22 protein-coding genes are annotated in these 22,451 nt (G+C 73.8%); 11 read left to right on the top strand and 11 right to left on the bottom strand.

The genetic code is table 11. The features are described 5' to 3' along the window. Window positions 1-132 precede the first annotated feature (132 nt). The 9 genes from eccB to AB0D32_RS12030 all read left to right on the top strand — a co-directional run bounded on the left by eccB (window position 133) and on the right by AB0D32_RS12030 (window position 7,936). The gene (gene eccB, locus AB0D32_RS12070; protein ID WP_357088244.1) at window positions 133-1,710 is read left to right on the top strand and encodes a type VII secretion protein EccB; all 1,578 of its coding nucleotides are present in this window, start codon (window positions 133-135) and stop codon (window positions 1,708-1,710) included. A gap of 107 nt (window positions 1,711-1,817) precedes the next feature. Beyond that, a complete protein-coding gene (locus tag AB0D32_RS12065; RefSeq protein WP_357088241.1) occupies window positions 1,818-2,186 on the top strand; it encodes a hypothetical protein in 369 nt (122 codons plus the stop codon). Next, window positions 2,179-3,459: a WXG100 family type VII secretion target gene (locus tag AB0D32_RS12060; RefSeq protein WP_357088238.1), complete on the top strand. Its 1,281-nt coding sequence runs from the start codon at window positions 2,179-2,181 to the stop codon at window positions 3,457-3,459. The genes AB0D32_RS12065 and AB0D32_RS12060 overlap by 8 nt, the downstream gene beginning before the upstream one ends. 189 nt (window positions 3,460-3,648) lie before the next feature. Next, on the top strand, window positions 3,649-4,029 hold the full coding sequence (locus AB0D32_RS12055) for a hypothetical protein (protein WP_357088236.1): 381 nt from the start codon (window positions 3,649-3,651) through the stop codon (window positions 4,027-4,029). 244 nt (window positions 4,030-4,273) lie between these two features. Next, entirely contained in the window at window positions 4,274-5,092 is an 819-nt protein-coding gene (locus tag AB0D32_RS12050) for a hypothetical protein (RefSeq protein ID WP_357088234.1), read from the top strand. A 46-nt stretch (window positions 5,093-5,138) separates the two neighbouring features. Next, window positions 5,139-5,471: a YkvA family protein gene (locus AB0D32_RS12045; protein ID WP_357088231.1), complete on the top strand. Its 333-nt coding sequence runs from the start codon at window positions 5,139-5,141 to the stop codon at window positions 5,469-5,471. 133 nt (window positions 5,472-5,604) lie between these two features. Next, window positions 5,605-6,012 carry a TIGR03618 family F420-dependent PPOX class oxidoreductase gene (locus AB0D32_RS12040; protein ID WP_357088228.1) on the top strand — a complete coding sequence of 136 codons (408 nt, stop codon included), beginning with the start codon at window positions 5,605-5,607 and terminating at the stop codon, window positions 6,010-6,012. A gap of 224 nt (window positions 6,013-6,236) precedes the next feature. Continuing rightward, entirely contained in the window at window positions 6,237-6,914 is a 678-nt protein-coding gene (locus AB0D32_RS12035) for a C39 family peptidase (protein ID WP_357088225.1), read from the top strand. A 137-nt stretch (window positions 6,915-7,051) separates the two neighbouring features. Then, complete coding sequence (locus AB0D32_RS12030) at window positions 7,052-7,936, top strand: aminoglycoside phosphotransferase family protein (protein ID WP_357088579.1); 885 nt, start codon at window positions 7,052-7,054, stop codon at window positions 7,934-7,936. Between the two features lie 123 nt (window positions 7,937-8,059). On the opposite strand, the gene AB0D32_RS12025 is transcribed toward AB0D32_RS12030, so the two are convergent. Then, the gene (locus tag AB0D32_RS12025; protein ID WP_357088222.1) at window positions 8,060-8,296 is read right to left on the bottom strand and encodes a ferredoxin; all 237 of its coding nucleotides are present in this window, start codon (window positions 8,294-8,296) and stop codon (window positions 8,060-8,062) included. Between the two features lie 311 nt (window positions 8,297-8,607). After that, on the bottom strand, window positions 8,608-8,790 hold the full coding sequence (locus tag AB0D32_RS12020) for an antitoxin (protein ID WP_357088219.1): 183 nt from the start codon (window positions 8,788-8,790) through the stop codon (window positions 8,608-8,610). A 190-nt stretch (window positions 8,791-8,980) separates the two neighbouring features. On the opposite strand from AB0D32_RS12020, the gene AB0D32_RS12015 reads away from it, so the two are divergent. Further along, window positions 8,981-10,111, top strand: coding sequence for an AI-2E family transporter (locus tag AB0D32_RS12015; RefSeq protein ID WP_357088217.1), 1,131 nt, complete (start codon window positions 8,981-8,983; stop codon window positions 10,109-10,111). A 19-nt stretch (window positions 10,112-10,130) separates the two neighbouring features. Here AB0D32_RS12015 and AB0D32_RS12010 read toward each other — a convergent pair whose 3' ends face one another. Beyond that, the gene (locus tag AB0D32_RS12010; RefSeq protein WP_357088214.1) at window positions 10,131-10,790 is read right to left on the bottom strand and encodes a dienelactone hydrolase family protein; all 660 of its coding nucleotides are present in this window, start codon (window positions 10,788-10,790) and stop codon (window positions 10,131-10,133) included. A gap of 161 nt (window positions 10,791-10,951) precedes the next feature. On the opposite strand from AB0D32_RS12010, the gene AB0D32_RS12005 reads away from it, so the two are divergent. Further along, a complete protein-coding gene (locus AB0D32_RS12005; RefSeq protein ID WP_357088211.1) occupies window positions 10,952-11,131 on the top strand; it encodes a hypothetical protein in 180 nt (59 codons plus the stop codon). Window positions 11,132-11,305: 174 nt separating this feature from the next. Here the strand turns inward: AB0D32_RS12005 and AB0D32_RS12000 are convergent, their stop codons facing one another. The 8 genes from AB0D32_RS12000 to AB0D32_RS11965 form a co-directional block, all read right to left on the bottom strand. Further along, window positions 11,306-13,678 (bottom strand): glycoside hydrolase family 65 protein, encoded by a 2,373-nt coding sequence (locus tag AB0D32_RS12000; protein WP_357088209.1) that lies wholly within the window; start codon window positions 13,676-13,678, stop codon window positions 11,306-11,308. Beyond that, window positions 13,675-14,427: an HAD-IA family hydrolase gene (locus AB0D32_RS11995; RefSeq protein ID WP_357088206.1), complete on the bottom strand. Its 753-nt coding sequence runs from the start codon at window positions 14,425-14,427 to the stop codon at window positions 13,675-13,677. The genes AB0D32_RS12000 and AB0D32_RS11995 overlap by 4 nt, the downstream gene beginning before the upstream one ends. 61 nt (window positions 14,428-14,488) lie before the next feature. After that, a complete protein-coding gene (locus AB0D32_RS11990; protein WP_357088202.1) occupies window positions 14,489-14,953 on the bottom strand; it encodes a DUF4442 domain-containing protein in 465 nt (154 codons plus the stop codon). A 142-nt stretch (window positions 14,954-15,095) separates the two neighbouring features. After that, entirely contained in the window at window positions 15,096-16,391 is a 1,296-nt protein-coding gene (locus AB0D32_RS11985; protein ID WP_357088199.1) for an ABC transporter ATP-binding protein, read from the bottom strand. 222 nt (window positions 16,392-16,613) lie between these two features. Continuing rightward, window positions 16,614-18,824: a bifunctional glycosyltransferase family 2 protein/CDP-glycerol:glycerophosphate glycerophosphotransferase gene (locus tag AB0D32_RS11980; protein WP_357088197.1), complete on the bottom strand. Its 2,211-nt coding sequence runs from the start codon at window positions 18,822-18,824 to the stop codon at window positions 16,614-16,616. Window positions 18,825-18,839: 15 nt separating this feature from the next. Further along, complete coding sequence (locus tag AB0D32_RS11975; protein WP_357088577.1) at window positions 18,840-20,783, bottom strand: DUF5941 domain-containing protein; 1,944 nt, start codon at window positions 20,781-20,783, stop codon at window positions 18,840-18,842. Window positions 20,784-20,824: 41 nt separating this feature from the next. Further along, complete coding sequence (locus AB0D32_RS11970; RefSeq protein WP_357088193.1) at window positions 20,825-21,571, bottom strand: ABC transporter ATP-binding protein; 747 nt, start codon at window positions 21,569-21,571, stop codon at window positions 20,825-20,827. A gap of 2 nt (window positions 21,572-21,573) precedes the next feature. Continuing rightward, a complete protein-coding gene (locus AB0D32_RS11965) occupies window positions 21,574-22,401 on the bottom strand; it encodes an ABC transporter permease (protein ID WP_357088189.1) in 828 nt (275 codons plus the stop codon). Window positions 22,402-22,451 lie beyond the last annotated feature (50 nt).

Below are 22,451 nucleotides of genomic sequence, written 5' to 3'. Positions count from 1 at the left end.
ACGGCGGAGCGTCCGCCGGATCAGGTCGGGCGCTGGTCCCGGTGACCCGTCGACGGCCCCTTATCGTAGGGAAGCCCGCGACACCGACTCGGACCTGCTCGTCGCGGACCCACCCCCCGCCGGAGGTAAGTAATGCGGACCCGCCGCGATCAGGTGCAGGCGTACCGCTTCGTCACCCGCCGGATCGTCTCGGCGCTGCTGTCGGGCGACCCGGAGACCAGCAACCTGCCGATGCGGCGGCTCGGCATGGCGGTCTTCGGCAGCGTCATCGCCGCGGCCGTGGTGCTCGGCGGCGTCGGCGCGTACGGGCAGTTCACGGGCAACACGGCGCCGCTGGAGCCGAACACCCTGGTGATCGAGCGGGAGACCGGGGCGACGTACGTCTTCGTCGACGGGCAACTGCACCCCACCCTCAACTACGCCTCCGCCCGCCTGATCATCAACGAGCCGGCCCCGCAGGTACGCACGATGTCCCAGGCGTCGATCCGGGACCGGCCCCGGGGGCGTACGGTCGGCATCGTCGGCGCCCCCGACGCGCTGCCGGACCGCAAGTCCCTCACGGGCCTGCCCTGGTCCGTCTGCGACGTGCCGGACGCGGCCGATCCCCGCCGGTCCGGCACCCGGGTGGTGATCGACCGCCCGTTGCCCGGTGGTGCGCCGCTCGGCGACCGGGGCGTGCTGGTGGAGGCCGACGGCCAGCGGCACCTGCTCACCGGCGACCGGCGGTTGCAGGTGACGGGCGGCGACTCGGCGCTGGCCGCGCTGCGGATGGCCAACGCGCCCCGCCTGTCGGTGGGGCAGCAGCTGCTCAACGCCGTGCCGGCCGGGCCGGTGCTGCGCAAGCCGGCCATCGCCGGTGAGGACGAGGCGAGCAGCCTGCTCGAGCGCCCGGCCAGGGTCGGCCAGGTCTTCCGGGCGGCGGGCCAGCACTACGTGCTCACCCGGGAGGGGCTCTCCGCGATCGGCGAGATCAGCGCGCTGCTGCTGCTGCGCGACGGCGGCCAGGTCACCGACATCACCCCGGCGCAGGCCGGCAGGCTGCTGACCGACCAGCGGGCGGAGGAGGCGGGGATGCCGCAGGCCCTTCCCGCGCTGCACCCGGCCACCGCGGGCCGGACGGCGATCTGCGCGACCTACCGGGCGGGCGCCGACGGCGGGCCGCCCACCACCACGCTGGAGGTCTTCGACCGCGTGCCGACGGAGCTGGCCGCGGCCGGCGCGGTCCCGGTGCGGCAGGGCGCGCGCGACGGGGTGCGTACCGCCGAGGGCGTGCTGCTGCCCGGCGGCAAGGGCGTGCTCGTGCAGGCCACGCCCGGCTCGGGCGAGAGCGGCACGGCCGCCCCCGGCGCCACCGTCTACCTGATCAGCGCCCAGGGGGTCCGCTACCCGCTCGGCGTCGGCGCCATGTCGGCCCTCGGCTACGAGGGGGTCACCCCGCTGGCCGTACCCGCGTCGCTGCTGGCCCTCGTGCCCACGGGGCCGACCCTCTCGCGGGACGACGCGCTCTCCCACTTCGCGCCCGGCCCCGCGCCGTCGGCCCCGACGGGCGGCCAGGCGAAGCCGACAGCCAGCCCCACGAAGCCCCCGGCAAGCCCGACGCCGGAGCGGTCCGGCACGTCCGGCACGCCGGCGGCGCCCTCCCGCGGACCCACGTCGAAGGCGCCGGCCTCTCCCGGCACGTCGCCGGCCTCCCCCGGGTCGGGCGACTGAGTACGCACCTGGTGGATCGGTGCCGGCGGCGGGTCGCCCGAGTCGCGCCGGTCGACTAACCTGTGCCCTGCCAACGGTTATCGACGATGACGTACGGGGATGCTGCCATGACCGGGCGCACGACAGTCGACCTGATGTCCCTGGAAGACTTCCACCAGAAGTTGGCCAACCGGCTGGCCGAGGCGGAGAAGGCGTTGCGGAAGCTGAGCACCGAGATGCAGTGCCGGCCCCCGGCGCTGGGCTCGTTCACCGACGCCACGCAGAACTCCCGCCGCTACTCCGAGATCCAGCAGTCCTACGTGGACCAGGTCGACCGGCTGCGTGCCGCGGTGAAGGCGGCGCAGAGTGCCACCGCGACGATCCTGGCCAACTACCGCACCGCCGAGGAGCGCAACGCGGCCAACTCCGCCGACATCTCCGCCGCGCTGAACGGGGTGGACGACGCGCTGAAGCGGAAGGAGGCTCCCCGTGTCTGAGTACACCAGCCGCTACCAGCCCGTAAGCCATCAGGAGCTCTACGACGCCGTGATGGCCGGCCAGCCGGGTCAGATCGACGGCGTCGCCGCGCAGTGGACGTCGCTCAAGGGCATGCTCGACGGGCTGTCCCGCGAGCTCAGCGGCGACCTCGACAAGCTCGCCAACACCTGGACGGGCTCGGCCTCGCAGGAGTTCCAGCGCCGGTTGACGCTCGTCACCGACTACGCCGACAAGCTCGGCGAGGGCATGGCGGACGTGAGCCGGGGCCTGACCCTGATGGCCGGCGAGCTGCGCACCGCCCGCAAGCAGGCGGAGAGCCCGGCCGAGACCGACGACCACGACCAGGCGATCTCCGGCGCGGCCAAGGGTGCCGTGTTCGGCGTGCCGGGCATGGTGGTCGGCGGGCTGCTGGGCCACCAGCAGGACAAGGCCGAGCAGGAGAAGGCGCACAAGCGCATGGTCAACGTGGTGGCCGAGCTGGCCGCCGGCTATGACCTCTCCGCGTACGGCCGGCTCGTCCCGCCGCCTCCGCCGCACCCCGACACCCCGGGCCTGACCAGCCGCGATCCCTCCACGACCCCGCGCAGCGGGCCGGGCGCCACCACGCCGACGGCCACGCCGACCACCACCGGCCTCACCGGCCGGCGGGACAAGGCGACCGTCGCGGCGCCCGACCGGCCGGGCTCCGGACCGGGCGGCGGCGACTCCGGGGCTCTCATCCCGGGCGCCGTCGGCGGCGGACATCCGGGCGGCGGCGCGGTCGGCGGCGCGCCCGGCATCGTGGACACGGGCACCTCCCTCGCCGGGGCCACGCCCCTGACCACCAGCCCGGCCCCCGTGACGGGCCCTGGCGGGCCGGGCGGCACCTCGACGGCCTCGGCCGGCCTCCAGTTCGGCCCGCAGGGCAGCAGCCCGGCGGGCGGTGTGCTCGGCACCGGGGCTCTCGCCGCTTCGAGCGGCAGCGCGCCGAACTCGGCCGTGCGGTCCGCCGGCGGCAGTCCGGTGGCGGACAACCGGTCCGCGACGGGGATGGGCCGGCGCTTCGACAACTCGCGGGACGGCGCACGGCAGGGGGCCGGCGACCGGGCGGCCACCGGTGCCGGGCGGCCGGGTGGCGCCCGCGGTGCGGGCAACCGCCACGGCATCCTCGGCGCCGGTCAGGGAGTGCACGACGACGACGCCGACGGCCGGCTGACCTGGCTGACGGAGGACGACATGGTCTGGGGGGACGGCGCCGCCGCCGCTCCGCCCGTGCTCGGCACCGACGGCTGACGCACACTCGCACGACAACGGCCCATCCGGCGGGCGCACCACCGGGTGGGCCGTCGCACGTCCGCATCGTTTACGGCGAACGCGCCGCTCTCCGATCCGGTGATCCACTTCGGACATGGTGGTGGCTGTCACCCGATCCCGGGCCGTCGCCACGCTGCATGAGCCTGGCCCGGGCGATAGGTTGGACGGGTGCCGTCCGTAGCGTCCGTCGACCCGTTCTGGTCGGTCACGCTGCGCTCGTTGCGTGAGCTGACCCGGCTGGCGTTCGCCGCGCTGGTGCTCGCCGTGGGCCTCGGAGGTGCGGCCACCGCACCGACGCCGTCCGCCGCCGTCCCCGGTCCGGCCGCCGTCATCGCCGTCGGTCCGGCCGCCGCGAGCCTTCGAGCCGCACAGTCGCTGCCGGTTCACGGGCCGACGGCCGAGCAGGCCGACCACACCGCCGCCCCGCAGACGGCCCGTCGGGCCGACACCTCGGCCGGCGCCTCCACCGTTCCGGCCGCCCGCCCGGACGCCCCCGCCCGTGGCCCCGGCCGGGGTGTTCCCGCCCGGCGCGGTCCGCCCACCGCCTGACCCGTCGGCCACCGGCTCCGCATCCGGGGCACCGGCCGCCACGGACCGCCGTCGTACGACGCGTCCGTCCACCCCGCCCCGATGCTCCGGACGCCACGTCGCCGGCGTCCGCCCGTCGGCCTGCCGCCCCGGGGCCGCCCGCTGCCGGAGCCGTACGCCCCGCACGCGGCCCGCGAGTGCCCACCCGCCCGCACGCCGGGCACAGACCCTGTCGATTCCCTCGATCGATTGCGAGGTGCTGACCATGCAAAACGTGTTCTCCTCCGTCCTGCTCGATGTGCCCCGGGCCGCCGTGATCTGGCTGAGCCTGCTCGGCGTCGTCGCCGTCACCGTGGCCGGCCTGCTGCTGCGGCCCGGCCGGCTCCGGTTCGACGCCGGTTCCCGGATCCGTCGCGCCGCCATGCCGAGCGAGCTGGAACGGGCCGAGGAGGCGCGCGAGCGTTCCCGGTACGCCGAGGAGGTCGCGGTGGCCGCGGAACGGTCCGCCACCACCGCCGCCCGGCTGCGGGCCGAGTGGCTGACCGCACAGGAGGAGGTCGAGGCCGCCTGGCAGGCGTACGAGGCCGCCGAGGCGGACGTCCGCCGGTTGGCCGTCGCCGAGGCGATGCCCCTTCCGCGTACCGTGCGGACGCCCGCCGAGTACGCCGAGCGCGAGCGCTTCCTGCACCGGGCCGCCCTCGACGCGTACTGGCGGAAGGATCTGTCGGTGGAGCAGCTCAGCGACGTCTTCGCGCACCGCAACGGCTGGGACCCCCGGCTGCACCCGGTCGAGCAGGAGCTGGTGCTGCGCCGGGCGGTACGGGACAACCTGCTCGCCCGGCAGCAGGCGGCCCGGGAGCGGGAGCAGGCCGCGTGGCGGGCCGCCGAGACCGCCGCCGAGGCGGCGCGCAGCCTGCGGGAGGAGACGTTCGCCGCGGTCAACCGCCAACCCGAGGAGTCGCAGTCGCTGCTGCCGCTGATCGAGGGCGCCTCGGCGGTGGAGCAGACCCGGGAGTTTCCGACGGTGACCGGCCGGGAGGTGCCGGCGGTGGCCCAGGGCCGGGCGGCGGTCGTCGCGTACTGACCGGCAGGACCGGGCGGAACCGGTTCCGCTGGGCTAGCGTGACGGTATGTCCAGGGAGGCGTGGGTCGTCGTCGGCGTCGTGGCGGTCGCCACGTTGGTCGGCGCGGTGGTGCTGGCCGTCCGCGTGATCCGCGCCCGCCGGCTGCTCGGCACGCTCGGCGTGAACGGCAAGGTCGCCTTCTACGGCGCGCTGATCTACACCATCCTGCCGGTGGACCTGCTTCCCGACCCCATCTACCTGGACGACATGGCGGTGTTGACCGGCGCGCTGCTCTACCTCGGCCGGCTGGTCCGGCGGCGTCGCGCCGCGAACGCCCCGCTGCCCGGCACACCCGACGCGCCGTCCGACCCCGACCGGGCCCGCCGCCGCGTGCCATGATCGGTGCCGCGGTGCCTGGTCGGTGCCGCGTTGCCACGATCGGTGCCGCGTTGCCACGATCGGTGCCGCGTTGCCACGATCGGTGCCGCGCTGCCATGATCGGTGCCGCAACCGCGCAAGACAGGGGACGGACATGCCGGGCGACCGTCGACTGACACCGCAGGACGAACGGGTCGTCGCGTTCTGCCGGGAACGGCACCTGGCCACGTTGACCACTCCGCGCCCGGACGGCACCCCGCACGTCGTACCGGTGGGGGTCACCTTCGACGCGGCGACGGGCCTGGCCCGGGTGATCACCGACGGGGCGTCCCGCAAGGCGCGACACGTCGCCGCCGCGGGGCCGGGGGGCGCCCCGGTGGCCGTCTGCCACGTCGACGGACGACGCTGGCTCACCATCGAGGGACGGGCCGTGCTGCGCTCCGACCGGGCGGCGGTCGCCGAGGCCGAACGCCGGTACGCCGAGCGTTACCGGACGCCCCGCCCGAATCCGCACCGGGTGGTCATCGAGATCACCGTGACCCGCCTGCTGGGAAGCCTGTAACGGTCTGACCGGTTCGTCCCCGGACGGGACACGAACCTCGACGTGCGGCGGGGCACGCGCCCCGGCCTGGGCCCGGAATGCCCGCCTGATCAGGGCCGTTGCATCCCCTGAGCACGCCCGTGGGCCGACCGCCCCGGGCCACCGAGACCCCCGAGCCGAGCGCCTCTCCCGGTGCTGTGCGCCCCCGGCCCCCGGAGGCGTCGACCCCCGATTGGAGCCCGACCATGAGCCCGATCGTCCAGAAGAGCGGCCTCTCCGTCGTCGGCCTGCTGGTCGCCGGCGGATGCCTCGCAGGTCCGGCGGTGACCGCCCAGGCGGCACCGGCGGCGATCACCCCGGCCGGTTCGGTGCACACCGACCGGGACGGCCGTGCCGACAAGAACGGCCGCGCCGACCGGCGGGCCGAGCGCAGGGTGGGCATCGAGTACCAGGCGCAGCCCAACTTCTACTACTGCGGCCCGGCCGCGACCCGCATCGCCCTTTCGGCGCTGGGCAAGGCGCTCCCTCAGGACGAGGTCGCGAAGAAGCTGGGTACCACCGAGGCCGGCACCGACTCGGCCCTGGACACCACCCGGGTGCTCAACGAGCTGACCGGCGGCGGGTACCGGACCACCGAGATCCCGGACCCGGTGGCCAAGCCGGAGCAGGTCGACCGGCTGCGGTCCGACGTCGTCGCGGCGCTGGACAGGGGCCGGCCGGTGGTGGCCAACATCAAGGGCACCGCGGTCGACACCGCCGGCAACCCGCACTCGTACGAGGGTGGGCACTACCTGACCCTGGTGGGCTACCGGGACGGCGGCGACCTCGTCCGGATCGCCGACCCGGCCGCCCCCGAGGGCGAGTACTGGATGACCCTGGAGAAGGTCGCCAACTGGATCGCCGAGCGCGGTTACTCGTCCTGAGCCGACCCCTGGCAGGGGCTGGCCCGCACGGGGCCGGCCCCTGCGCGTTCCGGCGGGACGGCCGGCACCGGGCATGGCCGGGGGCCGAAAACGGGTCGACCAGTCCGTGGGCCGGCAGCGAGGATCGGCCGGTGAAGATGCATGCCGACCAGGTCGACGTCACCGTGGACGTCGTCGCCGCCCTCGTCGCCGACCAGTTTCCCCTGTGGCGTGACCGGCCGGTGCGCCCGGTCACCTCGTACGGCACCGTGAACGTGCTCTTCCGCCTCGGCGACGACATCGTGCTGCGCTTCCCGTTGCGCCCCGGCCTCGACCCCGAACTCCGCGAGGACCTGCGACGGGAGCAGGAGAACGTCCGCCGCCTCGCGCCGCACGTGCCGCTGCCGGTTCCCGAGCCGCTGGCCCTCGGCGAGCCGGGCGAGGGCTACCCGGGGCCGTGGAGCGCGTACCGCTGGATTCCCGGCGAGACCGCGAGCGACCGGAGCATCGGCGACCCGGTCGGGTTCGCCCGCGACCTCGCGGGGTTCGTCCGGGCGCTGCACGACGTCGACACCGGCGGTCTGGTGTGGTCCGGGCACTCCCGGGGTGGCCCGCTGGCGGGCCGGGACGACTTCGTGCGCGGGTGCCTGGCCGACAGCGTCGGCCTGACCGACACCGCGCGGCTCGCCCGGATCTGGCGGGAGTGCCGGGACGCGCCCGTGCACGACGGGCCCGACGTGTGGCTCCACGCCGACCTGATGCCGGGCAACCTGCTGGTCCGCGAGGGCCGGCTCGCGGCGGTCATCGACTTCGAGACGGCCTGCGTCGGCGACCCGGCGGTCGACCTCATGCCGGCGTGGAACCTGCTGCGGCCCGACGCGCGGGAGACCTACCGGCGGGTGCTCGGGGTCGACGACGCGACCTGGGCACGCGGGCGGGGCTGGGCCGTGGTCCAGGCCATCGGCGCCCTCTCCTACTACGTCGACAGCAACCCGGTCATGGCCGAGACCGCCCGACGCACCCTGGACGCCGTCCTCGACTGAGGCGCGGTCCCGGCCGGACGACGCCGGGACGGGTCCCCGGCGGCCGTGACGGTCCCGGCACCGCGGCGAATCCCGGTGTAGCGGCGATCCCGGCGTAGCGGCAGGTCCCGGTGTCGGGACGGGTCAGGGTTCCGGGGCGATCCGGCGCAGGCCGTCCGCCTCGGACACGATGACCGCCTCCATCGGGCAGGAGTCCGCCGCGTCCACCAGCGCGTCGTCCGGTGCGACCCGCTCGGCCAGCGGGCGGGACAACCCGCCCACCAGCACGAAGTGCCCCGGCGCGGTACCCGCGCAGATCCCCGACCCGATGCACCGCATCGGGTCCACGTGCACCCGCCACTGCTCGTTCTTCGCGCTCATCGGATCACCAGCTCACCGGCATGGCGAGCAGGCCCCGGAAGCGGATCGAGGTTGAGCCGGTCGGGGTCGCTGAACGGACAGCGCTGGGGGACGGTCGTCTCGGGGGCCTCGGTCACCAGCAGGCTTCCTCTCGTCGCGGCACCCCAGGGGTCGGGTGCCGGTCCACTCGGGGACAACTCCACGATGAGTCATGCTTCGACTGCGGATGGTATCGACAGTGGCCGAGCCTTGGCTAGCGGCGTTCGTCGATCCGTACGAAAGCAGCCGTCCCGGGCCACCGACACGCGGCGACCCGGGACGGCCCGATGCGGTCAGCGAACCTGGTCGCCCTCCCCGGTACGCGCCTGTGCCTGGTCGACACCCTTGTCGATCTGCTCGTCGTACTTGCCGCCCGTGCGCTGGTCGGCCATGTCGCCGCCCTTCTCCACGCCCTGGTCGACCTGCTTGTCGTGCTTGTCGGCGAAGTCCTTGGCCTTGTCCATGAAGTCGCTCATCGGGCCTCCTCGAATCCGGGTCGGACCTCCGCCTTCCCTGGGACGGGCGATGCAAACAGACGGACAGACGGCCGGAAAACGGTCGTTAGGCCCTCCGACGCCTCGCCCACCTATCTAGCGTGCAAGGGGACGCGGGTGTCGGAAGGACGCCGGCCGGGTACCGACTCGCCGGAGATCGAGGAGGGCCGACGTGGTCGCAGACGATGCCGGGCGTACGCCCGAAGGGGCGGCGGGCCGCGGCGCGGGTCCCCGACAGACCTGGGCCGCGCTTCCCTGGCTGGTCCGCTCGGCCGTGGTGTGGAGCGCCTGCCTGGTGGTGACCGTCGCCGGGCTGTACCTGCTGGGGAAGATCGCGGTGCTGCTCGCGCCGCTGGCCATCGCGCTCGCCGCCACCATCTTCCTCACCGCGCTGCTCGACCCGGTGCAGCTCGCGCTGCGCCGGCTCCGGCTGCCCGCCGCACCGGCCGCCCTGCTCACCGTGCTGCTGCTGCTCGGCGTGCTGGTCGGCGTCGGCGCGCTGGTGTGGAGCCTCACCGCCGGTCAGTTCAGCGAGCTGAGCCAGGAACTGGGACAGGGCCTGCGCCGGACCCGGGAGTTCGTGACCTCCACGCTGCCGGTCAGCGACCAGCAGCTCGACCGGCTGCTCGATCAGGCCCGTCAGGGCCTCGGGCAGGGCTCCCTCGACCCGGTGTCCAGCGCCAGGACGGCCGCCGAGGTGCTCGGCTCGGCACTGCTCGCACTCGTCCTGCTGTTCTTCCTGCTCAAGGACGGCCGCTCGATGTGGCACTGGACGCTGTCCCGGATGACCGGACCGAACCGGGCGGTGACCGCCGAGGCGGGCCGGGCGGGCTGGCGGACGCTCGGCGCGTACAGCCGGGGCACGATGATGATCGCCGCGATCGACGCGATCGGCATCGGCGTGGCCCTGGTGGTGCTCCGGGTGCCGCTGGCCTTCCCACTCGCGCTCATCACCTTCTTCGGCGGCTTCGTCCCGATCATCGGGGCGACCGTGGCCGGCGCCGTGGCGGTGCTGGTCGCGCTCGCGGCGAAGGGGCCGGTGACCGCGCTGCTCGTCCTGGCCGCCGTGATCATCGTGCAGCAGGTCGAGGGCAACCTGCTGGAGCCACTGATCATGAAGCGTCAGGTACGCCTGCACCCGGCGGTGATCCTGGTGGCGGTCACCGCCGGCACCCTGGTCGCGGGCATCGCCGGAGCCTTCGTCTCGGTGCCGGTCACCGCCGTCGTGTGGCGAATCATCGACACCATTCAGCAACACCGCCAACACCCCACGCCCACCGTCACACCGCCGCCCTCCACCTGACCCGGCCGGTGGCCGGCGCTCAGCGGGAGGCGGAGAGGTGCGTGGTGAACCAGTCGGCGGCGCAGTGGGCGACCTGTTCCAGGGCGCCCGGCTCCTCGAAGAGATGGGTCGCCCCCGGGATCACCGTCAGCTCGGCCGTCTCCGGCAGCGCCTCCTGCGCCTGCTCGTTGAGCGTGATCACCTGCTCGTCCAGGCCGCCGACCAGCAGCAACGTGGGCGCGCGCACCTGACCGAGGGCCGGGCCGGCCAGGTCGGGACGGCCGCCACGGGAGACCACCGCGCCGACGAGTTCCGGTCGGGCCGCCGCCGCCACCAGGGCCGCGGCGGCCCCGGTGCTGGCCCCGAACAACCCGACCGGCACCGCGCCGAAGGGCCGCTCCGCCGCCAGCCAGTCCACGATCGCGGCGAGCCGATCGGCGAGCAGGGGAATGTCGAAGCGCAGCTCGGCCGTACGGGCGTCCACCCGGTCCTCCGCCGGGGTCAGCAGGTCGACCAGCACGGTGCCGAGGGCGCCACGGTTGAGCACGTGCGCCACTGCCGTGTTACGCGGGCTGTGCCGGGAACTGCCGCTACCGTGCGCGAAGAGCACCACGCCGGCCGGCTCCGGCGGCACCAGCAGGTCGGCCGGAAGCTCCGCCTCCCCCGCCGGGATCGTCACCGCACTGCTGCGCACGTCCATCTCGCCTCCGTACGTCCTCGGTCGTCCCCCCTCGCTGCCGCATACCCGTCCGCGGCGCCGGCAAGCAGCCCCGGCGTTTGTCGCCGGGGGCCTCGGGTAGGCGACGGGTGACCGCAGGCCGTACCGGCGCAACCGCGCCCCGACGGATCGCGAGGATCGTCATGGCCCAGCAGCAGCGGAAGTCGCAGCAGCAGACCGCCGACCGGGACCGGCGGGAACAGGACACCGAGCGCGGCCGGGACTGGGCCGACGACGCGGCCCAGGCGCGCACGGCCGACGACCCGCGGGCGATGGCGCCCCGCGACGCAGCCGGCCGCCCGTCACAGGGCAGACCGCTCTGACCGGCGCAGCAGGCCGCCTGTCATGCCCGGAAGCCGCTCTGACCGGCGCCGGCCGGCCGCCGCACCGGGGCAGCAGGTCACGCTGATCCACGCCGCCGGCCCGCCGCCACGGCGGGGCCCACGCTGATCCACACGCCGCCGGCCCGCGTTCGTCACGCGGGCCGGCGGCGTCGGTCACGGCTCGTTCTCCGGCAGGCGGAGCAGGGGAGCACGGCCCGGAGCCTGCTCCGGGGCCGGCCCGGACACCTCCGCCGGGGGGATCGGCAGCGTCACCGGTTCCGCGCGGCTGACCCGGACCGTCTCGCCGTGGTGGCGTAACTCCAGCACGTCGTCCGGCTCGCCGTGGCGCAGCGCGTACGTGGTCCGGTCCGACCGGACGTCCACCCGCAGCCGCATGCCGCGCCACTGGAGCGAGAACTCCAGCCGCCCGAGCCGGCTGGACAGCCGTGGCGCGAAGGACAGGTTGCCGTCGTGGTCGCGCAGCCCGCCGAACCCGGCCACCAGGGCGATCCACGCACCGGCGAGCGAGGCCATGTGCACGCCGTCACGGGTGTTCTCGTTGAGGTCGTGCAGGTCCATCAGCGCGGCCTCGCGCAGGTAGACGTGCGCCAACTCCGGGTGGCCCACCTCGGCCGCCAGCACCGACTGGGTGCACGCCGACAGCGACGAGTCGCGTACCGTCCGCCGCTCGTAGTAGAGGAAGTTGCGCAGCTTCTCCTCCGGGGTGAAGGCGTCGCCCCGCCAGTGCATTGCCAGGACCAGGTCAGCCTGCTTGACGACCTGCTTGCGGTAGAGGTCGAAGTACGGGTAGTGCAGCAGCAGCGGGTACTTCTCCGGCGGCGTGTGCTCGAAGTCCCACTCCTGGAGCCGGGTGAACCCCTCCACCTGCTCGTGGACGTCGATCTCCTCGTCGTACGGGATGTGCATGGAGGCCGCCGCGTCCCGCCAGGCGGCCGACTCCTCGTCGGTCACGCCGAGGTGGAACGCCTCGTCCCGGTAGCGCATCACGGCGTCGGCGGCGGCGACCAGGTTCCGCTGCGCCATCAGGTTGGTGTAGATGTTGTCGTTCTTCACCGCCGTGTACTCGTCGGGGCCGGTGACCCCGTCGATGTGGAACTGGCCGTGCCGGTCGTGGTGGCCCAGCGACCGCCACAGCCGGGCGGTCTCCACCAGCAGTTCCAGCCCGATCTCGCGTTCCAGCGCGGTGTCGCCGGTGACCTGGACGTAGCGCCGCAGGGCGTCGGCGACGCCGGCCGCGATGTGGAAGGCCGCCGTGCCCGCCGGCCAGTACCCCGACGACTCCGATCCCTCGATGGTGCGCCAGGGGAACGCCGCACCCTCCAGGTTGAGCGTCCGGGCCCGCTCCTGGGCGGCGGCCAGGGTGCCGTGCCGCCAGTGCAGCGCGTCCCGCACCGCGGCCGGGTGGGTGTAGGTGAGCACCGGCAGGACGAACATCTCGGTGTCCCAGAACGCGTGCCCGTCGTACCCCGGGCCGGTAAGGCCCTTCGCGGTGAGGGGCCGCCGTTCGGCCCGGGCCCCGGCCTGGAGCACGTGGAACATGCCGAACCGGACGGCCTGCTGGATCTCCGGGTCACCCTCCACCACCACGTCGGCGGTGTCCCAGAACTCGTCGAGGTACTCGCGCTGCTCGCGGCGGAGCCCGTCCCAGCCGTCGAGCCGCGCACCCGTGAGGGCCGCCTCGACCTGGTCGCGCATCGCCGGCAGCGACCGGCGACTCGACCAGCCGTAGGCGAGGTACTTGACCACCCGCAGCGTCTCGCCGGGCTTGAGCACACACCCGATCGTGGTACGGACCCAGTCCTCGTACCCCTCCGACTCGATGGTCTTGCGGCCCGGGGCGTACACCTCGTGTTCCATCGCGGCGGCCACCCGCAGCCCGGAGACCTTGGTCCGGTGGATCAGCAGCCCGCCGTCGTCGGTGGTGAGTTCCTCCTCGGCCTGCAACGGCGACTCCAGCACGGCCGCGACCCGCGGGTCCCGGCTCTGCGCGGGCAGCGTCTCGTTCGCCACCAGCTCCGACTGGATGATCAGCCGCAGCGGTCCGTCGACCGCCTCCACCTCGTAGTTGATCGCGGCGACGGCACGCTGGGTGAACGAGACCAGCCGGGTGCTGCGGACCTTGACCTCGCGACCGGCCGGGGAGCGCCAGTGCAGCTCCCGGTGCAGGGTGCCGGCGCGCAGGTCGAGGACCCGCTCGTGGGCGAGGAGTTCGCCGTAGCGGACGTCGAGCGGCTCGTCGTCGACCAGCAGCCGGATCAGCTTGCCGTTGGTCACGTTGACGACCGTCTGGCCGGACTCGGGGAACCCGAAACCGGCCTCTGCGTACGGCAGCGGGCGCAGCTCGTAGAAGGAGTTGAGGTACGTGCCGGGCAGGCCGTGCGGCTCCCCCTCGTCCAGGTTGCCGCGCAGCCCGACGTGCCCGTTGGAGAGGGCGAAGACCGACTCGGACTGGGCCAGGACGTCCATGTCCAGCCGCGTCTCCCGGACGTACCACGGCTCGACCGGATAGGCGCGCTCCCGGATCACGCGAACTCTCCGGTGTCGAGCAGGTCAGCAAGGTCGGTGACGACGATGTCGGCGCCGTGCGCCCGCAGTTCGTCGGCCTGGCCGACCCGGTCCACCCCGACCACGTACCCGAACCCGCCGCTTCGCCCGGCGGCGACCCCCGCGAGGGCGTCCTCGAAGACGGCGGCGTTGCGCGGGTCGACCCCGAGCAGCCTCGCGCCGGCCAGGAAGGTGTCCGGTTGCGGCTTGCCGCGCAGCCCCTCGGAACGGGCGACGAGCCCGTCCACCCGTGCCTCCAGCAGCGGTTCCAGTCCGGCGGCGGCAACCACCTCCCGGCCGTTCGCGCTGGCCGTGACGACCGCCCGGCGCAGGCCGGCAGCGGCGGCCGCCTTCAGGTAGTCGACCGAGCCGGGGTAGACGTCCACGCCGTGGGTGCGCAGCTGTTCCAGCAGCAACACGTTCTTGCTGTTACCGACCCCGTTGACGGTGTCGGCGTCCGGCGGGTCGTCGGGCGACCCCTCGGGCAGCACGACCCCCCGGGAGGCGAGAAAGGTGCGCACCCCGTCGGCACGCGGCCGGCCGTCGACGTAACGGTTGTAGTCCGGCCCCGGATCGAAGGGGCGGAACGCTTCGCCCGTGGTGGCGGCGCGGCGGCGCAGGAAGCCGTCGAACGTCTCGGCCCAGGCGGCGTTGTGCACCCGGGCGGTCTGCGTCAGCACACCGTCCAGATCGAAGAGGCAGGCGGTCACATGAGCAGGTAGGCCCAGCACGGTACGAATCTATCCAGACCTCCGCGCCCGCAAACCGCTTTCGGTCCGCTCGCTGCGCGGCTCAGTTCGGGCGCAGCGTCCAGACCACGGTCATCTCGCCGGTCGGCTTGCCCTCCTCGGTGGCGATCTCCACCCGCACCGGGAACTCCGGCCGCCGGCCGGACTCCAGTTCCGCGACCACCTCGGCGACCGGCCGGCCGAGGCGCGCGGTGGCCCGCACCGGGCCCAGGGCCAGCTTCCGGTACGCGATCTCGGCCCGTACCGCCAGCGGCGTGGCACGGTCGAGCAGCTGCCCGAACGCGGCCAGCACGACTGCGCCGGAGGCGGTCTCGCCGAGAGTGAACATGGCACCGGCGTGCGGGCCGGCGACGTGGTTGTGGGTGGCCGGCGAGTCGGGCAACCGTACGGTCGCCCGCACCCCGCTCTCCGCCTCGGGAGCCACCTCGACGAATTCGATACCGAGCGTGCGGGCGAACGGCACGGCCTCGATGATGCCGGCCGCCACCTGGCGCGAGTCGATGGTCATGACCCGACGCTACTAGCCAGTAACTTCACCCACAACCCACCCCAGGCCACATCGGTGATCGGGACGCCATTGACCCTAAAACGGCCGGGTAACGTCCATGGCGTCCTGATCACCGAGGCGCTGCGCGGGGCGCCGCCGGCGGTCAGCGCCAGCCGACGTCGATCCGGTCACCGCGCTCGTCGAAGAAGTGCAGCGCGTCCATGCGTACGGAGACGGCCAGGGCGTGACCGGCGGAGACCCCGGGGTACGGCGCGAGCCGCACCGCGAGCTCGGCGGGGCGACGGTGGTGCCGGCCCGGGTCGTTGAGGACGCTGGTGCGGGCGGCGGTGGCCGGAGCAGGCTCCTCCTCGGCGGCGCGACCGGTCAGCCGCTGCACGACCTGCCCGACGCGGCGCAGGCCCCGCTGGCTGGTGGGCGCGTCGACCCGGGTGCCCATCTCGTCCACCACGATCGCGGTGGCCCCGATGTCGAGGAAGGCGAGCGACTCGTGCCCGTGGTGCTCCAGGTAGCGGATCCGGCCGTGCAGTACGTCGCCCCGGGTGTCCGGCGCGACCGGGGTGAGCGCCTCGGCCCGCATGCCGACCACGATCCGCTCCCCGTGGTAGTGCGCGACGGCCCGGCTGCGGATGTCGTCCCACGGCAGGTGGAGCACCTGGTCGCCGAGGGTGAGGGTCACGTAGCGGTCGAGGTGGACGTAGACCGAGGCCTCCAGCAGGTTCATCCGCGGGCTGCCGAGGAACGCGGCCACGTAGAGGGTGGCGGGGCGGCCGTAGACCTGGGTGGGGGTGCCGACGTCCTGGAGCACGCCCTTTCGCATGATGGCGACCCGGTCGGCCATGGTCAGCGCCTCGGCCTGGTCGTGGGTGACGTAGATGGTGGTGACGCCCAGTTCCCGGGTCAGGCCGGAGATCTCCGCGCGCAGCTCGGCCCGGAGCCCGCTGTCGAGGTTGGACAGCGGCTCGTCCATCAGGAACAGGCCGGGCCGGCGGACGATCGCCCGGCCCATCGCGACCCGCTGGCGCTGCCCGCCGGAGAGCTGGCTGGGTTTGCGGCCGAGCACGTCGCCGATGCCGAGCGCGCTGGCCACGTCGGTGACCCGCTCGCCACGCGACGCGGGTTCCATCCCAGCCAGTTGGAGCGGGAAGGCGATGTTGTCGCCGACCGTCATGTGCGGGTAGAGCGCGAAGTCCTGGAAGACCATGGCGATCTTCCGGTCGCGCGGCGGCAGGTCGTTGGCCAGCTCGCCGTCGAGCAGCACCGCGCCCGACGTCGGGTCCTCCAGCCCGGCGACCATCCTCAGCACCGTGGACTTCCCGCAGCCCGAGGGGCCGAGCAGTACCATGAACTCGCCGTCGACAACGTCCAGATTGACGCTGTCGACGGCGAGGGTGCCGTCCCTGAACACCTTCGAGACATCCTTGAGCGCGACGGTTGTCACCGTGCCCTCCCCCCAGCTCGCGACCGAACCCGGAATGACTGTGACGAGGATCATCGGGTTCGCACATCGGGTAAACGTGCCATGTTCGGCTTGTGACGGCCCTGTGACGTCCACCGGTCAGCGGTCCGGCCGCGGCCCGCCGTGGTCCGGTCCGACGCGTCCCGCCGGGATCCGGTCCGGCCGTGCCGGAGCACCGCGCCGGCAGCCGGGGCGACGTCGCCGTCAGCAGCCGGGCCCGCCCGGCTCCGGCTGCTCGCCGAGGAAGACCCAGCGGGCCACCCGCTCGGCGGCGTGCCCGTCGTCGAGCGCGCAGAACCGGTCCCGGAACCGCTGCCGGGCCTCGCGCGTCGCCGCCGAGTCGACCCCGCCGGTGCGGAACAGGTCGAGCAGGCCGGTGAAACTGGTCGCCACCGCGCCCGGCGGCTGGGCGGTCACGTCGAAGTAGACGCCGCGGGCCAGCCGGTACGCCTCCCAGTCGGGGGCGTAGAGGACGATCGGGCGGTCGAGCACCGCGTAGTCGAACATCGCCGAGGAGTAGTCCGTGATGAGCACGTCCGCCATCAGGTAGAGGTCCTCCACCCGCGGATGGTCGCTGACGTCGCGTACCCGGTCCCGGGTGGGCCGCCGGGTGCTCCGGTCCCGGTCGTGGAAGTAGTGGCTGCGGATCAGCAGCCGGCCGGCCGGGCCGAGCGCGTCGAGCAGCCGCTCCGGGTCGAACGGCGGCCGGTAGCCGGGCAGGTGCTCCCGGTGCGTCGGGGCGTACAGGACGACCTGCTCGCCGAGGCCGAGGCCGAGCCCGGCGCGCAGCCGGAGGATCTCCTCGGTGGTCGCGGTGACCAGCCGGTCGTTGCGCGGGTAGCCGACCTCCAGGGTGGTGTACGCGGCCGGGTACGCGCGTTCCCACATCTGGCTGGAGAAGCTGTTGGCGCTGACGCTGTAGTCCCACCGGTCCACCCGGCGCAGCAGCCCGGCGAAGTCCATCCCGACCGCGCCGATCGGGTACCGCTGCTGGTCGAGCCCCATCACCTTCACCGGCGTGCCGTGGTGGGTCTGCACGTGCACGGTGCCCGGCCGCTTGCGGACGAAGGCCGGGAAGTTGACGTTGTTGACCAGCCACCGCGCCCGGGCCAGCGCCCGGTAGTAGGCGGGCGTCCCCGCGACCACGTACGCGACGCCTTCGGGCACGGTGTGCACCCGGTCCCGCCGGACGATCCACACCCCGTGGACCTCCGGCGCCAGCCGCCGGGCCGCCTCGAAGACGGCCGCCGGGTTGTCCACGTACCCGCGGTACCAGTAGGCCGCGTAGACGGCCAGCGTCGGGTCGACCGGCCGGCGTAGTTCGGCCCGGTAGTACTCCCGCAGCAGGGTGTCCCGGGTCAGCCTGGCCACCTGCCGGGCCCGGGGCGCGACCCGCCGCCGGGTGGTGCGGGCGGTACGCCGGGCGGCGTCCCGCGCCTGGTACGCGGTGCGCAGCGCGCTGAACGTACGCCAGCGGCCGGTGGCCACCAGCCGGTGCTTGAGCCCCTCCGCACCGGCCGGCGCCGGGTAGCCACCCGGGGGCATCCAGCGCGTGTGGTCGGCGGTGATCCGGGCGAAGAAGGCCGGCCGCAGCTCGGGGGCGATCCGCTCCCCGTTGCCGAGCACGCTCAGGTAGTGCCAGATCATCCGCTCGAAGACCGCGGGGCGCAGGTCGTCGACCGTCGGCCCCCAGTCGTCCATCAGCCGGAACACCCGGTGCCACTGGTGGAAGACCTCGAAGTGCCGCTCACCCCTGGTCCTGGTGATCGCCCCGGTGCGGCGCTGCCGGTAGTTGACGCAGACCCGGTCCAGCACGGCGATCCGCTCGGCGGCCATCAGCACCGGGTAGCTGAACGAGACGTCCTCGTACCAGCCGGGGGCGAAGCGCAGCCCGAGGTCGAGCAGGAACTGCCGGCGGACCAGCCGGTTCCAGGCGGTGTGCAGCAGCCCCAGCGCCTCAGGCCGGTCCCGCAGCCGGAAGGTCTCCTCGCCGGGTGGCTCCGGGAACACCTCCGCCATGGCGCTGGGGCTGGTGGTGTCGTTCCAGTACGTCCGGACGTGGTCGACCAGGAGCACGTCCGGCCGGCTGGCGCGGAGACGCTCGACCACCTCGGCGAGGCAGTCGGGGGCGAGCCAGTCGTCGCCGTCGACGAACCAGACGTACTCGCCGGTGGCCCGGTCCAGCCCGAGGTTGCGGGCCGGACCGAGCCCGACGTTCTCCGTCAGCCGGACGGCGTGCATCCGCCGGTCGCGGGCCGCGTACTCGGCGAGGATCTCGCCGCTGTCGTCCGGCGAGCAGTCGTCGACACCGATCACCTCGATGTCGTCGACCGGCTGGTCGAGGATGGAGTCCAGGCATTCGCGCAGGTATCCCTGCACCCGGTAGGCCGGCACGACGAAGCTGATCAAGGTCATCGGCCGGCCCCTCCGTCAGCCCGGCGAGCGACCTCCCGCGCCGACCAGGCCCACCGACGCCCGCGCGGCGCGGGCGGGCAGGACGACCCAGGCGAGGGCGACACTCCCCACGAAAACCACGAGAAGGTACGTACCGAGTGTAGCCATCCCGATACCCGCAAAACCGACGATCGCCGCCAGGGCCAGCAGCACCGACCGCCCCTCCCAGCCCAGCGTGCCACCGTGTAGCGGCGGGGCGGCCTGCCGCTTCTCCAGCCGCGCGGTCAGGTCGTAGTGGTGCAGGGTCAGCACAAAGAGGTACCCGAAGATCAGCCACGGCGGCACGTCGCCGACCACCCCGACCGCGATGGCGAACAGAAACTCGCCGGCCCGCAACGCGGCCGGGACCAGCCAGTCCAGCGGCCCGTCGTGCGCCGCCCGCGCCCCGCCGCCGGCCAGCAGCAGCCCCGCCAGGGCCAGCAGCAGCGTCCACCGGGGCGGCGGGGCGGCCTCGCCCCCGCGTAGCGCGACGAGCAACAGGATCACCGCCGGCAGCGCGGACAGGACCGCCAACGTCAGCGGCCCCGGCCGGCGGGCCAGCGGGAACCGGGCGACCAGCGGCCCGTCGTCGCGGTACAGGGTGGCGTCGACCGTGTCCAGCACCGGCACCCGCATCCAGCGGGCCCGCAGCGTACGCAGCGCCCCGGTGTACGCGAAGGCCAGCACCCCCCAGGCCAGCACCGCGTACAGGCTGACCAGCGGGCCGAACAGCGCCACGGTCAGCGCGATCAGCGCCCACCGCTCCCCGATCGGGAAGACCACCGTCCGCTTCAGCCAGTACGACACCGAACCCGTGTCGGCCTGCACCCGGTTGGAGGCGGCGTTCAACTTGTCGCCGATGCCACCTCCCCCGGCTTCCGTCGCCTTCGGCCGGCGGGCCGCCTCGTCGTGCAGCACGCCGTACCAGGTGTCCGTCATGTGCCGGACGGTCTGCAGGGTGATCGCGGCGATCGCCAGCGCCCAGCCGTACCGGAAGCCGGCCTGGGTCGCCCCGAAGCCGAGGCCGGCGTAGACCACGTACTCCTTCGCCCGGTCGGCCATGGTGTCCAGCCAACCGCCCCAGGCGCTGAAGTGCCGGGTGTAGCGGGCGACCTGGCCGTCCACGCAGTCCAGCACGAAGCCGAGGTAGAGCAGCACCGCCCCGACGACCAGCGCCGGGCGCCCGCCGACGCCGAAGAGCACGGCGGCGGCCACCGCGAAGGCCACCGAGATCATCGTGACGGCGGTCGGGCCGAGCCCGAGCCGGGCCGACGCCTTCGTCACGTACGGGGACCAGGTGCTGACGAAGAAGGTGGTGAAGAAGTCGTCCCGCTCCTTCACCGAGAGCTTCAGCTCGGCCCGGTCCTCGTCGACGGCGGCCACGGCCGCCTCCGCGGCGGCCAGCCCCGCCGGGTCGCCCACCCGGTGCGCCACGAGCAGGCGTACCCGCTGGGCGAACGTCAACCCACCGAGCCCGGTGAGGCCCGCGAAGAGCCGGTCCACGGCGGGCCCGGTCACCGGCGGCGCGGCGGCGGGCGTCACCCCGGCGGCGGCGCGCGCGGCGGCGGCGAGTGACGGCAGGTCGTCGACGCCGACCCGCAGCGCGCCGCCGAAGACGCCGGTCGCCCCGCCGCCGAGCGTCTCCGCCGGCCCGGCCTCGACCACCTGGCCGCGCTCCTCGCGCACGGCCGTGCGCCCGTGCCCGGGCGGGTCGGTGAGCACCAGCGCGACCGTCGGCCCGACCGGGCTGGTGGCCAGGTGCCGCAGGACGGCGGTGTGCGCGACCAGGTCGGCGCCGGTGACGAGCACCGGGCCGGTGGCCGCGTCGACGAGGGTGGCCAGCTCGGCCAGGTCGGCGACCTGACGCACCTCGTCCGCCCCGGCCCGACGCAGCTGGTCGGCCAGCCGATCGGCGAGGGATTCGCCCGAGCCGGTCGGCAGGCTCGCGGCCGGGGCGTCGGCGGCGAGCACGATCGCGAGCGTCACCGCGGAACCGCGGCGTGGTACGCGTGCAGCGCCTCGGCGATCGTGCCGTCGACGCTCAGCCGGCCCCCGTCGAGGTACAGCCCCCGACGGCAGAACCGGGTCAGGTCCTTTTCGTTGTGTGACACCAGCACCAGTGTTCGCCCCTCCCCGAGCAGACGGTCGATCGTCGCATAACACTTCTTGCGGAACTCGTCGTCCCCGACCGCGGTCACCTCGTCCATGAGCAGGATCGGGTGCGGCAGGTGCGAGATGATGGCGAACCCGAGCCGGACCTTCATGCCGGACGAATAGTGCCGCACCGCCGTGTCGACGGCGCGCTCCACCTGCTCGCCCGCGAACGAGACGATGTCGTCGAAGTGTCGCCGCAGGTAGCTCGCCGAGAGCCCGTGCAGACCGCCGACCAGGTAGAGGTTCTCCCGCCCGGTCAGGTCGTTGGAGAACCCGGCGGAGAGCTCCAGCAGCGGCGCGACGTCCCCGCGCACCCGGATCCGGCCCTCGTCGGGGATGAGCACGCCGGCGATCAGCCGCAGCAGGGTGCTCTTGCCGGTGCCGTTGCGGCCGATGACGCCGACGGTCTCCCCCGCCCGGACCGAGAACGACACATCCCGCAGCGGCCAGAACCGGCCGTCGGCCGCGCCACGCCGCCCCCCGTGGATGAACAGCTCCCGCAGCCGCAACTGCCGCCGCCGGTTGCGGACGAACCGGATGCCGAGCCCCTCCGCCTCGATGATCGGGTCGGCCATCTCTACAGTTCCTTGAGCACGGCGGGTTCGAGCCGGCGGAACGACCACCAGCCGGCGGCCAGCACCAGCAGGCTGACGCCGACGGTGGTGGCGAGCAACCGGGCGTCCGGGAACTCGTCCGGGTACCAGACCGCGTGGTGCAGCTGGAAGATGCCGACCAGCGGGTTCAGCTCGTACGCGACCTTCAGCCAGCCCGGCAGTCCGGCGTCCCGCACGAGGCTCAACGGGTAGATGATCGGGGTGGCGTAGAAGAGCACCCGGACGACCAGCCGCATGAAGCGCTCGACGTCGCGCATCAGCACGTTGGTCGCCGAGAGCAGCAGCGCCAGCCCGACCAGCAGGACCGCCTGCACCGCCACCGCGAGCGGCAGGGCCAGCAGCGACCAGCCCAGCCGGATCCCGCCGGACGCGGCGTACCCGATGGCGATGGCCAGCAGGATCGGCAGGCCGGCGGCGTACTCGGCGAAGCGGCCGGTGACCCGGCCGATCGGGAAGACCTGCCGTGGCACGTTCATCGTCGTGATCAGCCTCGCCTGGCCGGTCAGCGCGTTGGTCGCCTCACTCAGCGCCGAACTGGTCCACATCCAGGCGAAGATCCCGGTGAGCAGGAACAGCGGGTACGAGTCGGCCGCGTCACCGAGGTGGCGGTTGGTGTCCCGGGAATACAGCACCCCGAAGACGAACCAGTAGATCGCCCCCATGCCGAGGGGCTCGATCAGCGACCAGAGGTACCCGAGCACGGACTGCTGGTACTTCACGGCGAGGTCGCGCCTGACGAGGATGCGCAGCGAGGTGCGGTGCGACCACAACGCCGCGATGCCAGAGGTCACCGCCGCCTCCCGCCTCACCGGACGGACGACAGGCTAGCAGTCGGTGAGCG

It is taken from the genome of Micromonospora sp. NPDC048170, from assembly GCF_040652795.1.
Taxonomy (GTDB): domain Bacteria; phylum Actinomycetota; class Actinomycetes; order Mycobacteriales; family Micromonosporaceae; genus Micromonospora.
This window is presented reverse-complemented; position numbering and strand designations above follow the sequence as displayed.

Bases quoted from the DNA above. Each gene is read 5' to 3' on its own strand.
- eccB (WP_357088244.1), top strand. From the start codon at position 133: ATGCGGACCCGCCGCGATCAGGTGCAGGCGTACCGCTTCGTCACCCGC.
- AB0D32_RS12065 (WP_357088241.1), top strand. From the start codon at position 1,818: ATGACCGGGCGCACGACAGTCGACCTGATGTCCCTGGAAGACTTCCAC.
- AB0D32_RS12050 (WP_357088234.1), top strand. From the start codon at position 4,274: ATGCAAAACGTGTTCTCCTCCGTCCTGCTCGATGTGCCCCGGGCCGCC.
- AB0D32_RS12045 (WP_357088231.1), top strand. From the start codon at position 5,139: ATGTCCAGGGAGGCGTGGGTCGTCGTCGGCGTCGTGGCGGTCGCCACG.
- AB0D32_RS12040 (WP_357088228.1), top strand. From the start codon at position 5,605: ATGCCGGGCGACCGTCGACTGACACCGCAGGACGAACGGGTCGTCGCG.
- AB0D32_RS12035 (WP_357088225.1), top strand. From the start codon at position 6,237: ATGAGCCCGATCGTCCAGAAGAGCGGCCTCTCCGTCGTCGGCCTGCTG.
- AB0D32_RS12030 (WP_357088579.1), top strand. From the start codon at position 7,052: ATGCATGCCGACCAGGTCGACGTCACCGTGGACGTCGTCGCCGCCCTC.
- AB0D32_RS12025 (WP_357088222.1), bottom strand. From the start codon at position 8,296: ATGAGCGCGAAGAACGAGCAGTGGCGGGTGCACGTGGACCCGATGCGG.
- AB0D32_RS12020 (WP_357088219.1), bottom strand. From the start codon at position 8,790: ATGAGCGACTTCATGGACAAGGCCAAGGACTTCGCCGACAAGCACGAC.
- AB0D32_RS12010 (WP_357088214.1), bottom strand. From the start codon at position 10,790: ATGGACGTGCGCAGCAGTGCGGTGACGATCCCGGCGGGGGAGGCGGAG.
- AB0D32_RS12005 (WP_357088211.1), top strand. From the start codon at position 10,952: ATGGCCCAGCAGCAGCGGAAGTCGCAGCAGCAGACCGCCGACCGGGAC.
- AB0D32_RS11990 (WP_357088202.1), bottom strand. From the start codon at position 14,953: ATGACCATCGACTCGCGCCAGGTGGCGGCCGGCATCATCGAGGCCGTG.
- AB0D32_RS11980 (WP_357088197.1), bottom strand. From the start codon at position 18,824: ATGACCTTGATCAGCTTCGTCGTGCCGGCCTACCGGGTGCAGGGATAC.
- AB0D32_RS11970 (WP_357088193.1), bottom strand. From the start codon at position 21,571: ATGGCCGACCCGATCATCGAGGCGGAGGGGCTCGGCATCCGGTTCGTC.